This is a genomic window from Taishania pollutisoli (assembly GCF_014518315.1).
GTDB classification, from domain to species: domain Bacteria; phylum Bacteroidota; class Bacteroidia; order Flavobacteriales_D; family Crocinitomicaceae; genus Taishania; species Taishania pollutisoli.
Genome location: NZ_JACVEL010000005.1, coordinates 138,679 through 151,081 on the forward strand (window position 1 = coordinate 138,679; position 12,403 = coordinate 151,081).

General features: G+C 42.4%; 10 protein-coding genes and 1 tRNA gene. 4 read left to right on the forward strand and 7 right to left on the reverse strand.

The features are described 5' to 3' along the window. Positions 1 to 79 precede the first annotated feature (79 nt). Positions 80 to 1,426, reverse strand: a complete 1,347-nt coding sequence (gene ffh / locus H9Y05_RS09335) for a signal recognition particle protein (RefSeq protein WP_163491443.1) — start codon at positions 1,424 to 1,426, stop codon at positions 80 to 82. A 178-nt stretch (positions 1,427 to 1,604) separates the two neighbouring features. After that, positions 1,605 to 2,516 (reverse strand): hypothetical protein, encoded by a 912-nt coding sequence (locus tag H9Y05_RS09340; RefSeq protein WP_163491444.1) that lies wholly within the window; start codon positions 2,514 to 2,516, stop codon positions 1,605 to 1,607. A 64-nt stretch (positions 2,517 to 2,580) separates the two neighbouring features. On the opposite strand from H9Y05_RS09340, the gene H9Y05_RS09345 reads away from it, so the two are divergent. Genes H9Y05_RS09345 through H9Y05_RS09355 form a run of 3 tightly spaced genes read left to right on the forward strand, consistent with a single transcriptional unit; the run spans position 2,581 to position 4,880 of the window. Continuing rightward, positions 2,581 to 3,009 carry a hypothetical protein gene (locus H9Y05_RS09345; RefSeq protein ID WP_163491445.1) on the forward strand — a complete coding sequence of 143 codons (429 nt, stop codon included), beginning with the start codon at positions 2,581 to 2,583 and terminating at the stop codon, positions 3,007 to 3,009. Positions 3,010 to 3,019: 10 nt separating this feature from the next. Continuing rightward, the gene (locus H9Y05_RS09350; protein WP_216714127.1) at positions 3,020 to 3,952 is read left to right on the forward strand and encodes an ABC transporter ATP-binding protein; all 933 of its coding nucleotides are present in this window, start codon (positions 3,020 to 3,022) and stop codon (positions 3,950 to 3,952) included. Further along, the gene (locus H9Y05_RS09355) at positions 3,915 to 4,880 is read left to right on the forward strand and encodes a YihY/virulence factor BrkB family protein (protein ID WP_163491447.1); all 966 of its coding nucleotides are present in this window, start codon (positions 3,915 to 3,917) and stop codon (positions 4,878 to 4,880) included. Before H9Y05_RS09350 ends, H9Y05_RS09355 begins: the two co-directional genes overlap by 38 nt. A 177-nt stretch (positions 4,881 to 5,057) precedes the next feature. Here the strand turns inward: H9Y05_RS09355 and H9Y05_RS09360 are convergent, their stop codons facing one another. From H9Y05_RS09360 to H9Y05_RS09370, 3 genes are read right to left on the reverse strand one after another with little or no spacing between them, the layout of a single operon-like run. Beyond that, positions 5,058 to 6,278, reverse strand: coding sequence for a 3-deoxy-D-manno-octulosonic acid transferase (locus H9Y05_RS09360; protein WP_216714128.1), 1,221 nt, complete (start codon positions 6,276 to 6,278; stop codon positions 5,058 to 5,060). Beyond that, entirely contained in the window at positions 6,278 to 7,042 is a 765-nt protein-coding gene (locus H9Y05_RS09365; protein WP_216714129.1) for a hypothetical protein, read from the reverse strand. The genes H9Y05_RS09360 and H9Y05_RS09365 overlap by 1 nt, the downstream gene beginning before the upstream one ends. A 59-nt stretch (positions 7,043 to 7,101) precedes the next feature. Next, positions 7,102 to 8,115, reverse strand: coding sequence for a glycosyltransferase (locus H9Y05_RS09370; protein ID WP_235992173.1), 1,014 nt, complete (start codon positions 8,113 to 8,115; stop codon positions 7,102 to 7,104). 145 nt (positions 8,116 to 8,260) lie between these two features. Here H9Y05_RS09370 and H9Y05_RS09375 point away from each other — a divergent pair. Next, positions 8,261 to 8,334: transfer RNA gene (locus H9Y05_RS09375), tRNA-Met, on the forward strand. Positions 8,335 to 8,554: 220 nt separating this feature from the next. Here the strand turns inward: H9Y05_RS09375 and gcvP are convergent. Together gcvP and H9Y05_RS09385 are read right to left on the reverse strand one after the other, a co-directional pair. Further along, entirely contained in the window at positions 8,555 to 11,413 is a 2,859-nt protein-coding gene (gcvP, locus tag H9Y05_RS09380; RefSeq protein WP_216714130.1) for an aminomethyl-transferring glycine dehydrogenase, read from the reverse strand. Between the two features lie 170 nt (positions 11,414 to 11,583). Beyond that, on the reverse strand, positions 11,584 to 12,276 hold the full coding sequence (locus tag H9Y05_RS09385; protein WP_163491452.1) for a class I SAM-dependent methyltransferase: 693 nt from the start codon (positions 12,274 to 12,276) through the stop codon (positions 11,584 to 11,586). Positions 12,277 to 12,403 lie beyond the last annotated feature (127 nt).

Here is a 12,403-nt window from a genome sequence, read left to right on the forward strand (position 1 = left end):
ACACTTTCAAGTCAGAGCAACTGATTACCCATCAATTACATTCTCCAGACAATCCGTCATTTAAAATTCAGTATTCCCTCTACATTCCGGGCATCCCCTTCATTCCTTTGAGTTGCTTCATCATCCCCATCATGTTTTTCGGGTTACTCATCATCTTCATCATCTTTTTCGTATCTCCGAATTGCTTCAGCAACTTATTTACATCCTGTATAGAAGTTCCGCTCCCCTTCGCAATTCTTGCCTTTCTGGGACCGTTGATGATTTCCGGATTGGTCCGCTCTTTTGGTGTCATGGAATAAATAATGGCTTCGATGTGCTTGAATGCGTCGTCTTCGATCTCCACATCCTTCATGGCTTTCCCCATTCCCGGGATCATCCCCATCAAATCTTTCACATTCCCCATTTTCTTTACCTGTTGCAACTGCCCCAGGAAGTCATTGAAATCAAACTGATCTTTGTGGATGCGTTTCTGGAGTTTACGCGCCTCTTCTTCGTCGAATTGCTCCTGTGCCCGTTCTACGAGGGAAACAACGTCTCCCATTCCCAGGATACGGTCAGCCATACGGGAAGGATAGAACACATCCAATGCGTCCATTTTCTCCCCCGTCCCGACAAATTTAATGGGTTTATTGACAACTGATTTGATTGACAATGCTGCTCCACCTCTGGTATCACCGTCTAATTTCGTCAGTACAACTCCATCAAAATCAATGCGGTCATTAAATGCTTTTGCCGTATTCACCGCATCTTGCCCTGTCATGGAATCCACAACGAACAATGTCTCTGTCGGATTGATCGCTTTTTTAACTGCCGCGATTTCATCCATCATGTGTTCATCTACCGCCAAACGTCCCGCGGTATCGATGATCACGACATTGAATCCTTTACTTTTCGCATGCTGAACAGCTGCTTGGGCGATCAGTACCGGATTTTTCTCTTCTTTATTTGAAAACACTTCTATTCCCAGTTGCTCTCCCAATACATGCAACTGATCAATCGCAGCCGGACGGTACACGTCACACGCAGCAAGCAATACATTCTTATGTTTTTTGGTCTTCAGGTAGTTTCCTAATTTCCCTGTAAACGTTGTCTTACCGGAACCTTGTAGCCCCGACATCAAAATAATTCCGGGATTTCCTTTGATGTTGATGTCCACCTCATTTCCACCCATCAATTCCACCAATTCTTCGTGGCAGATCTTCACCATCAACTGTCCCGGAGAAACAGCCGTCAATACGTCACGCCCAAGCGCTTTTTCTTTTACGGTATTTGTAAATTCTTTCGCCGTTTTAAAGTTCACATCGGCATCCAACAAGGCGCGACGCACTTCCTTCAACGTCTCTGCCACATTGATTTCCGTGATTTGCCCCTGTCCTTTTAATACCTTAAAGGCGCGTTCAAATTTGTCCGTAAGATTTTCAAACATTGTTTTTCAGAATTATTGAGGTGCAAAATTAGTAAAAAGATTTGAGATGTCCGACGTCCGTCGAAAGAATGAAAGCAGAAAGAAAAGGAGGTTCTATTCTATTTGAAATAATATACCTTTTTGACATTCAGAACTCTTTACCGACTTACTAATCAGTTGATCAGAGCCTATACCAGGATTACTTTAGCTTCATTTCCTGAATGAAGCGTTCAAGTTCAGCAATATCCTCTTGATTGAACGCCATCGACTGCAGAAACAATGAATAATCTTTGCCTAAATAGCCAAATACATTGAACCGAACTGTTTTTTCCTCCACACGACAATCAGCAATAAACTGGTAGACTTCCTTGCCATCAACCGTTGCGTTTCCTTCATAAATTACATCGAGTAGCTCCAGTTCATCCATTGTCAGAAAATCAGCCATCAACTCCATCACAATTTTCTGGTTGGTCGTTTCATCATCCCCGGGCAATTGCTTTACGATTACAGACGATTCACTCCACAAATTCCTTGTTTGCTTTCCATCTCTGGAAAATTGCAATTTCCCAAAATAACTGCCCTCTACAAACTTGAACGCATTCTGTACCGGAGGAATGATAACAAGGTGCTTGCCCCAATCTATTTCTTTCACACTTACTCTGTTCACCTTAATTGATTGTATGGCATTCATGAGTTTTTCTGGCAAATCGGGTTCTTTATGAGCTGTGTAAGAGACACTGATTTTTGCTAAAAAAGTCGTACTATCTCCATACAGGATTTTGAAAGCCCCCGTATGCCCTGCCTTTAGCCAGACTATTCTCATCTGAAAATCGTCTACTGTAATCCGGGATTGTTTCACAACATCGTAACCCGCCCGGGCATAAGCAGCAGAATCAACTTCTGCACGAATCATGTTATAGTCACCAATACCGAATTCCATTGCCGAAATCTCATACCGGTCTTCTTCCCTGATAATGGGAAAGTAGATCAAATTTATCGGAGGGTTGGATGGAGGAATCATCGTTATTCGTGTTCCCGAAAATTGGATTCTGTCTTGTGAAAAGACCAGCAGATTCATGAAAATAGCAGTCAAAAAAGTGAGTGTTTTCATGGAGACAAATATACTTAAATCAATGAATACATTATCTATTCATAATTCATATTACTTTTGCAGTATGAAATGTCACATCAATGTATTTATGCTCAACGAGCATTTTTCTCAGGAGCATGCAGATGCCAACTTTGGCGGCAAGCCGTCTGAAAATAATCGCCTGTATGATTGGGAAGACGACATGCGTATTACAACTCCGGTTACAAAGGTTGTTGAGCACCGGAATGTTTCGTTTCCGCTTCAGGGGCAACTTCCTTCCGGCGATCCGTTTCACCACGAAGTAACCAATATGTTTTTGTTTGAGATTCAATCCGAGGGAGCACCTTCGACCTTTATCGGTTGCTCGGAAAGTATTCTGGATTCTTTTGAGCAGACAATAGAAGACGACACTATTTTCCTGAAAGTATTCATTCGTGACTACGAAGCGTATGCCAACCCGATTCCCGGAATCTATATTGCATCCAGAGAATTTCCGAAAGCATTGATTTTCTAACGCTGGTCGAATGCTTTCCGTTAATAATATTTACCTGGTTTACAATCAACCCGTTTTAAACGGCATTTCTTTTTCTGTCGCTGAAAATGAAATCATTGGTATTGCCGGTAACAGCGGAGCGGGAAAAACAAGTTTATTAAAAATCATTGCCGGTCTGGCAGACGCAACGGAAGGTACCGTTTACCTGAACAATAAGCGGGTGGTTGGTCCGTCCATGAAACTCATACCGGGACATCCGGACATTCAACTGGTCAATCAGGATTTTGATCTGGACATTTACCAAACAACGGAGGAAAACATCAAAGGAAAGATTCTTCACCTTCCAAAAACCGTTCAGGAGCAATTCACAGCTGAATTACTGGAATTGATGGAACTGACACACGCATCATCACGACTGGCGCACACCTTATCCGGCGGAGAGCAACAGCGATTGGCGATTGCCCGTGCATTGGCCCTGGAGCCGACAATCCTACTACTGGACGAACCATTTGTGCACCTGGATGCTCAATTGCGTTACCGCTTGATCAGCTATCTTACAGAATTGAAGCGAGTACGGAACATGAGTATTATCATTGTTTCTCACAACAGCGAAGAGTTGCTCAGCCTATCCGACAAGATCATATACCTGAAAGATGGGATCATTAAACGTCTGGCCTCTCCTTTTGAGTTTTACTACAATTATACGACGGTCTCCGAGGCACGGATGTTTGGGCTGATCAACCAGTTAACCGTCGCCGGGAAGTCGGTTCATTTCCGACCGGATGAATACGAAATCGATGATTCGGAACACCCGGAAATTCCACTGAATTATTCGCGTTCTGTCTTTATGGGGAGCTACTTTTTAAATGAATTTAACGCCGGTAAAAAGAAAAAAATTGTATTATTACACAAAGCGCAATTAAACAATGTCAAAGGGATTACAATCAATAAAAGGAAAAAGTAAACGAAAACGTTTAGGTTGGCTGGAAACGTGGCAACTGACCAAAACCACTTTTGTTGAATATTTTTCAGAATCTACTTTCAGACACGCTGCAGCATTGGCATATTACGCCATCTTTTCACTCATCCCGATGCTCTATCTCGGGGTCTATTTTTTCGGACGCATACTCGGAAATGAAACTGTTCAATCGCTGGTATTTAATTTTTTATCCGGGCATGTCGGTATGCAGGATGTTTCCGGAATCATGGAAATACTGCAATCCTACGACGTGGAAAAACGCAATCCGGTTATGGAGATTGTCGGAATTGTCACGTTGTTATTTTCCAGTTCGGCATTTGTTGTTTCCCTGCACAAAAGCATTAGTGATTTCCTCGATATCGAACCGGTGAAAGCCCCGGTAAAGAGAATGATTCTTCGCACTGTACTGAGCCGTTTACTGGCCATCGGATTCATTGGGATTCTTGGCTTTATCGTCATTTTAGTTTATATGACACAAACTGTTTTGATCTCCATGAGCCAGGATGTGATTTCCAACCCGACTCTTTCGTTTTTATTCAATAACGGGCTTGCACATGCAGCCAGTATTGCGACAAACTTCCTGATCTTTACCATGATGTTCAAGTACATTCACGATGGAAAAGTACGGTGGAGGGCAGCCATGTACGGGGCGATGATTACGGCGTTACTTGTTTACCTGGGGCAGGTATTGATCAAGTACTACCTTACCAACTTTTTCTTTGCGGCAGACGGAGGTGTTGTCGGTTCTATTTTTGTGATACTCGCCTGGATTTTCTATACCAGTCAGATTCTTTTCCTGGGGGCAAAATTCGTAAAAGTATATTCTGAAATGGCTGGAATCCCTGTGGTTCCGAGGTATAAATTGATTGTAAAAAACGGGGAAGAAGAAGTGGTTGAAAACAAAAAAGAGTAGTCTGAATACATGTTTTTACCTGCGGTTCTAATAACTATCAGAATGTGATGGATTTAATCGGTGCATCCGTGATTGCTTATAAAGCTCTCAAATTCAATAATGTACTCACATTATCTGATTTAACCACCGATGCACGGACAAGGAGCAACGGTAAGAAACAGTGGTTTTCACCACAAATCATTTGTTAAACACGAACTGCATAATCTTCTCAGCAGCTCCCCGATTTTTCTCTACGAAACGAATGCTTTTTTCAGCAATTTGATCCCTGTCAGCAATCAGTTGTTGGATCGTATGTGTTAATTCCTGTTCATTTGTAACAGAAAATCCGATTCCGTTATCAATGAACGCCTGCGCTTCTGGAAAACGACTGAATTTAGGTCCGAAAAGAACCGGAAGTCCGAAAACAGCAGGTTCTAAAATATTGTGCAAGCTCCCTGAAAACCCTCCTCCGACATACGCAATCGCAGCATAACTGTATGCAGAAGCAAGCTGTCCGATCGTATCAATAATCAAAACAGGTGTTTCTGTTTTTTTCTGCGTGTTCCATTCTGAATACTTCGCTGCAGGTGTTTTCAATCGTGCCATCAGGCTATTTACGTGATTGGAATCTACATTATGCGGAACAACAATGTATTTCTCAAAACGGTTACTGCCAATCAATTCTTTCAGCAATTCTTCATCCTGCGGCCAGGTACTCCCGGCAATAAAAACAGATTGACTTCCATTGACAAAAGCACTGATAATCGGGTTTTCAGCTACCGTTTTTTTATGTTCAATCACCCTGTCAAATCGTGTATCTCCGGAAAGCAGTACGTTGTCGACAGCAATGGAATGCAACAAATCTACGGTAGATTGGTTCTGGGCAAAGAAATAATTGAATTGTTTCAATGTGTTTCTGAAAAATCCTCCGTACCACTTGAAAAAATGCTGCCCGGAACGAAGAGAGGTGCTCACTGAATAGAGTTCACAATCGTTTTTCTTCAGTTCTCTGATATGGTTCGCCCAAAATTCATACTTGATAAAAAAAGCGGCCTTCGGGCGAAAATGAGTGACAAAACGACGGGCATTTCCGGCTGTATCGATGGGAATGTAACAGACAAAATCTGCAGGGTGCTGTCGCTTGTGATAATGATTAAATCCTGAAGGAGAAAAAAAGGAAACCAGGATAAACGCCTTCGGTTTTTGTTTACGCAGGAGGTTCATAACCGGTAGTCCCTGGTCAAATTCTCCCAAAGAAGCACAGTGAAACCAATATACTTCTTTGTCATCCGCTTCCGGTAGGCTCTTCCACAAATTTTTCCTTCCGGCTACCCAGTCCTTGGCTTTCGGAACGAACAATGCTGCAATCCGGACACTAAAAGCATACAACCTGACACCTATCGTATAGAACAACCTCATCAATCGAAGTAATACGCTTTGGGTGTTCGTTTATAAACAGGAATCAACCAACCGACTTTAAACCCGTACATCAGATCAAAACGTGTGTTTGTCGGCACAGGTACATCCGGCTGATCCCAGAAAATGGTTCTCCGGTTTTTGGTAAATCCTTCCTGAATGTAAAATCCAGCATAAAAATTAAGGAAACTGTTATCTCCCATGAACAAATAACCAATAAACTGAGTTGTATTGAACCCGGTTGTCAACCTGTCGTATCCTTTCCGGTATTCTTTTTCTACCTGCGGCACGACGTGGTCATTGGATTCGATGCGAATACGGTGATTCAAATAACCCGCCCCTATCTTTATGAACAATCCTGAATTCTTGTTGTGCCCCAGCTTGTTGATGACCTTTCCTCCTTCTACATTGACGTGAAATCCTCTTCCAAATGTCAGAACGGTTGCAATATCCCCGTTTTGGTCCGTGATATTGCCTTTACTGTCCATCAGGTGATGAAATAAATCATAATACGATAGTTGGATATTGTTTCCAAACATAAAATCTCCGGCCAATCCTACATACCAGTTTTTCCGGAATTTATATCCTCCCGCAATTCCTACATGGTTAAAATATCCATACCGTTCCTTCAGATCTCCCCCGCTCCAGGTTCCTCCGTACTGAACGCCAAACAACGGTGTAGGAATAATCGAATCGATCATATTCCGCTGAGCGGCAGCATTAAACAAAAGGATAAAAAAAGTTATTGATAGTATGAATTGTTTCATAATTCGTTATATACGTTCAAAAGTACAATCTATTGCATTAACCCAACCGATATCCGTCGTTATTTTTTCCTAAAAAACAAATTCGGAAATACATCCCGGGGATTCTTGTTGGTGATTTGAATGAGCCAAAACGACCGAATGAAACCTGTTCCGTAGCCATAAAACTGAATAGCAACCGCCCACACGGAAAGCAGGCCGATGTAGAAACTCCGGTTTTGAACCGAACTTGCCACCAGACAAACAATGAAATACACCAGGTACAGGTCAAGTAAATAGGGAATTCCCAGCAACAGAAAAAGAAAGGCTACCAGGAATCCGATCAGGAAAACTGCCGGAAAAAAGTAGGTAATCTTTGCATATTCGGGGTACCACTTGTTGAGTATTGGTCGGACTTTTCCGAATTTACTGACTTGCAGTTTAAATTTCCCCCAATCAATTCTTCGTTTATGATAAACGGATACATTTTGAAACAAGCGGGTTTCAAATCCCAGTTTCCACAAGCGGATCGACAAGTCCGGGTCTTCTCCCGGGTGGATTTCTGAAAATCCCCCGGATGCTTCAAATGCCTTTTTAGAGATTCCCATATTGAAACTTCTCGGTTGAAATTTACCCAGCTTCTCAGATGCACCACGCACTCCACCCGTTGTCAGTACGGAAGTCATCGCAAAATTGATTGCTTTTTGCACATCGGAGAAGGAATCCAACGCCGCATCGATTCCTCCGAAGCAATCTACGTATTCATTTTCCAACGCTTGTTGCACCTGCGCCATGTAGTCTGCAGGTAAAATGCAATCTGAATCCAGGATGAGAAAATAATTACCTTTCGCCTGCATCATTCCATAATTCCTGGAATCACCTGGTCCTGAATTGGGTTTGAAGTAGTAACTGATGTTCAACTGGTCCGAAAATGTTTCAACCACCCGATCGCTTTTTTCAACGGAACCATCTTCTACAATAACAACTTCAAATGTTTTACGTGTCTGCACAGCCAAACTTTCCAGTAATTCCTGTATTTCATTTGGCCTGTTGTACACAGGAACAATAATTGAATAACTGATTGGTTCGTCTTGCATTGCTCTTACTTTGAATCGTCCAAAACTACTTTTAATTTAACAAAGGACAAAGCGTTTTTTTACGTTGAAAAATAAAGTTCGAAAAAATAGAAGCATTTATTTTGCAAAACAGAAAAGATTAGCTAATTTTGCACCCGCAATGTTCGGCGAGATAGCTCAGTTGGTTAGAGCGCAGGATTCATAACCCTGAGGTCCCGAGTTCAACTCTCGGTCTCGCTACTGGAAAAAAGGTCAATCTTGGATTGACCTTTTTTATTTTTACCATATCCTAAAAACTGAAAAGAGTTTTTTAACGTAAACACCAATAATTATTGGGGTAAATTAATCGATTTGATCGTTTAATACTGAGTCCTCCCCCTTCCACCTCCAAAAGGGAACTATTCATCCACAAAAAAAGGCTGCCCATTTCTGAACAGCCTTCTCTTCTTAAGAAATAGGTTTATTCCGCGATCGCGTATGATTCAACGCTCGGGCATGAACAGATCAGGTTTCTGTCCCCCAACGCATTGTCAACACGGCGAACGGGAACCCAGTATTTGAACTCTTTCAGGTATGCAACCGGGTAAGCTGCCTCTTGCGGAGTGTATGGGTAATTCCAATCCAGGTTGATCATACAATCCGCTGTATGCGGTGCATTTTTCAACAGGTTGTTTGCTTTGTCTGCATGTCCGTTTTCAATCTCACGGATTTCCTCACGGATTTTAATCATTGCAGTAATGAAACGATCCATTTCACCTTTGTCTTCCGATTCAGTCGGCTCAATCATCAATGTTCCGGCAACCGGGAAAGAAACTGTTGGTGCGTGGAATCCGAAATCGATCAAACGTTTTGCGATGTCTGCTACTTCTACATCTGCCGTTTTCTTGATCTCACGGCAATCCAGGATCAACTCGTGCGCAACTGTTCCGTTTTTACCTGTGTACAGGATCGGATAGTGTTCTTTCAATGAAGCTGCAATGTAATTTGCGTTCAAAATCGCTGTTTCCGTTGCATTTCTCAATCCCTGAGCACCCAACATTTTAATGTATCCGTAAGAAATCAATAAAATCAATGCACTTCCGAAAGGAGCCGCAGAAACACCATGAATTGCTTTTTCTCCTCCTGTAGTTACCACTGCATTTGTAGGCAAGAAAGGTACCAGGTGAACAGCTACTCCGATCGGACCTACTCCGGGACCTCCTCCTCCATGAGGAATTGCAAATGTTTTATGCAGGTTCAGGTGACACACGTCTGCACCGATATTCCCCGGATTTGTCAATCCAACCTGTGCGTTCATATTGGCACCGTCCATGTATACCTGTCCACCGTTTTCGTGGATGATGGATGTAATTTCTTTGATTCCTTCTTCGTATACACCGTGTGTTGAAGGATATGTTACCATGATTCCTCCCAATACATCTTTCAATTCGACAGCTTTTGCTCTCAATTCTTCGATGTCGATGTTTCCGTTTTCATCACACCCTGTTACTACCACTTCAAATCCGGCCATTACTGCTGATGCAGGGTTTGTACCATGCGCTGATGAAGGAATGATAATTTTTGTCCGGTTGAAATCTCCTCTGGATTCATGGTATGCTTTCATCACCATCAACCCGGCATATTCACCTTGTGCTCCGGAATTTGGTTGTAATGAAACGCCTGCAAAACCTGTACATGCGCACAAATCTTTTTCCAACTGGTGGATCATTTCCAACATTCCTTCTACCTGGTTAGCAGGAGCAAACGGATGCAGGTTGGCAAACTGCGGATTGGTAATCGGAATCAACTCAGAAGCTGCATTTAATTTCATCGTACACGATCCCAGGGGAATCATGGAGTGAACCAATGATAAATCTTTATTCTCCAAACGTTTCATGTACCGCATCATCAATGATTCTGAATGATACGAATTGAATGTCGGATGTGTTAAAATTGCATCTGCACGCAACAGTTCTGCCGTCAGGGGAGATACAGGTTCCGGCGCTGCCATTCCTGCATTTTTACCTGTTACTTCTGCAAAAACAGCTAAAATTGCCGTTACATCTTCATCTGTATGTGTTTCACCGAAACTGATGGTTACATCTGATCCGGAAACAATGTTGAAGTTCATTTCATATTTCTCTGCAACTGCTTTTACCGTTACAGCATCTGTTCCTTTTACCCAGATTGTGTCAAAGAATGGTGTTTCACTAACAGTAATTCCCATTCCTTTCAATCCGTTCGCTGTTTTAGCCGCCAGGTTGTGGGCATGTTGCGCAATCGCACGCAATCCTTGTGGTCCGTGGTAAACAGCGTACATACTTGCCATTACAGCCAACAATGCCTGTGCTGTACAGATATTGGATGTTGCTTTATCGCGCTTGATGTGTTGCTCACGTGTCTGCAACGCCATTCTCAATGCTGTATTTCCGTCCGCGTCTTTGGAAACCCCGATGATACGCCCCGGAATGTTTCGCTTGTACTCATCTTTCGTAGCAAAGAATGCTGCGTGAGGACCTCCGTAACCCATTGGAACACCAAAACGTTGTGAAGTACCACACACCACATCCGCTCCGAATTTCCCCGGAGCTTCCAACAACACCAATGAAAGAATATCTGCGGCAACAGCAACACGGATTCCGTTTGCTTTCACCCGGTTTGTGAATCCTTTAATATCTCTGATTTCTCCGTTTTTATTCGGGTATTGTACCAGTGCTCCAAAAAACGTATGGTCTCCTTCAAATGTCGCAAGGTCTCCTTCGACCAATTCGATCCCCAGGTTTTTTGCTCTTCCCACTACCACATCTTTTGTCTGCGGGAATACATCATCGGCAATAAAAAATTTGTTCACCCCGTTTTTCACTTCATCGCGTGACCGGGAGTTGAAGAACATGATCATTGCTTCAGAAGCAGCCGTTGCCTCATCCAACAGAGAAGCATTTGCCAACTCCAAACCGGTTAAATCCAGGATCATTGTCTGGAAGTTCAACAATGCCTCCAAACGTCCTTGTGAAATTTCAGCCTGGTAAGGTGTATATGCCGTGTACCATCCCGGATTTTCCAATACATTTCTGAGGATCACTGACGGAGTGATTGTTTCATTGTATCCCAATCCTATAAACGACTTGAATACTTTGTTTTTAGCTGCCAGTCGGGCGATGTGCTGTAAATACTCTTGTTCAGTAAGCGCGTTGTCAACTGCCAGTTCACCGTTCAGACGAATGTGAGAAGGAATCGTTTTATCAATTAACTCAGCAATGGAAGCTGCACCAATTTTGTTCAACATAGCGGCCTTTTCTTGCTCATTCGGTCCTATGTGTCTGCGGGAAAAAGTACTCATTTCAGACGATTGTTTTTAATTAATTTTCAGGGTGCAAATATACGAAATTAATTGCAGATTACAGCCTGAAAAATTCCGGATTGGAATAAGATATTATTAACTAAAAAAAGAAGTTATCAACTCCCTGAAAAACCAGGAAGACAAACCGGAGTTTCAAACCCGTCAATTTACTATTTGATTGCAACGCCATAGACAATATAGCGCATCTTTCCGGGAATAAAAGGTCGTAAGAACGCGTCTACCTTCCCGAGAAAACTGCGTTGTTTTTCCGATCTGCCAAATGCCGCAAAAAAGCCAATCGTTTGATAGCGATGAAATGTCCATTCTGAAAACAAATCCGACACAGTATCGATTTTTAAATAATTCCAGTTACTTCCCCACTTTACAAATTTTCTTCTTGCAAATCGATGCAACCGGGAAGATTCCAGGTTTTCGGCAAACATTAATCTTCCTCCCGGTTTTAAAGCATGGTAGCATTCATCTATCAGCCGCTGTTTCAACTCATCCTGACCGGAATGGCTTACTCCTCCGATAATTGATTTGATAACAATGATGTCAAATTCATTGGTATATGGAATGTCAATCGCATTAATAGACTCATAGCGGATCGATCCCGGCAATTGATATTTTGTGTGCAGCTGTTTTGCAATGACCTCCGGATTCTCCAGATCCGAACAGGTAACATCATGCCCCTTACTTGCCAGCCACAGGGTCCCACCTCCTCTTCGCCCCCCTAACTCAAGGCATTTTAATGTCGCTTTCGTATCGGGCAACTGGGTTTCCCAAAATAAAAGGGCATGTTTCCAGTTTTCAACATCCCACTCGACAACATCATCAATAAAATTTTTATTCAGAACCATCATATGTTAATCAAAACCAGCCAAATGATCAAATATAAACAAATATTTGTAACAAATCGAAATGCTTACGTTTATATGTATGGTTTCATAAGTGAAATATTCTTTCATTTTAAGGAGACTGCGTTAGTGC

Coding starts and splice junctions, on each gene's coding strand:
- H9Y05_RS09345 (WP_163491445.1), top strand. CDS start 2,581: ATGAAATGTCACATCAATGTATTTATGCTCAACGAGCATTTTTCTCAG.
- gcvP (WP_216714130.1), bottom strand. CDS start 11,413: ATGAGTACTTTTTCCCGCAGACACATAGGACCGAATGAGCAAGAAAAG.
- H9Y05_RS09365 (WP_216714129.1), bottom strand. CDS start 7,042: ATGAAACAATTCATACTATCAATAACTTTTTTTATCCTTTTGTTTAAT.
- H9Y05_RS09350 (WP_216714127.1), top strand. CDS start 3,020: ATGCTTTCCGTTAATAATATTTACCTGGTTTACAATCAACCCGTTTTA.
- ffh (WP_163491443.1), bottom strand. CDS start 1,426: ATGTTTGAAAATCTTACGGACAAATTTGAACGCGCCTTTAAGGTATTA.
- H9Y05_RS09385 (WP_163491452.1), bottom strand. CDS start 12,276: ATGATGGTTCTGAATAAAAATTTTATTGATGATGTTGTCGAGTGGGAT.
- H9Y05_RS09360 (WP_216714128.1), bottom strand. CDS start 6,278: ATGAGGTTGTTCTATACGATAGGTGTCAGGTTGTATGCTTTTAGTGTC.
- H9Y05_RS09370 (WP_235992173.1), bottom strand. CDS start 8,115: ATGCAAGACGAACCAATCAGTTATTCAATTATTGTTCCTGTGTACAAC.
- H9Y05_RS09355 (WP_163491447.1), top strand. CDS start 3,915: ATGTCAAAGGGATTACAATCAATAAAAGGAAAAAGTAAACGAAAACGT.
- H9Y05_RS09340 (WP_163491444.1), bottom strand. CDS start 2,516: ATGAAAACACTCACTTTTTTGACTGCTATTTTCATGAATCTGCTGGTC.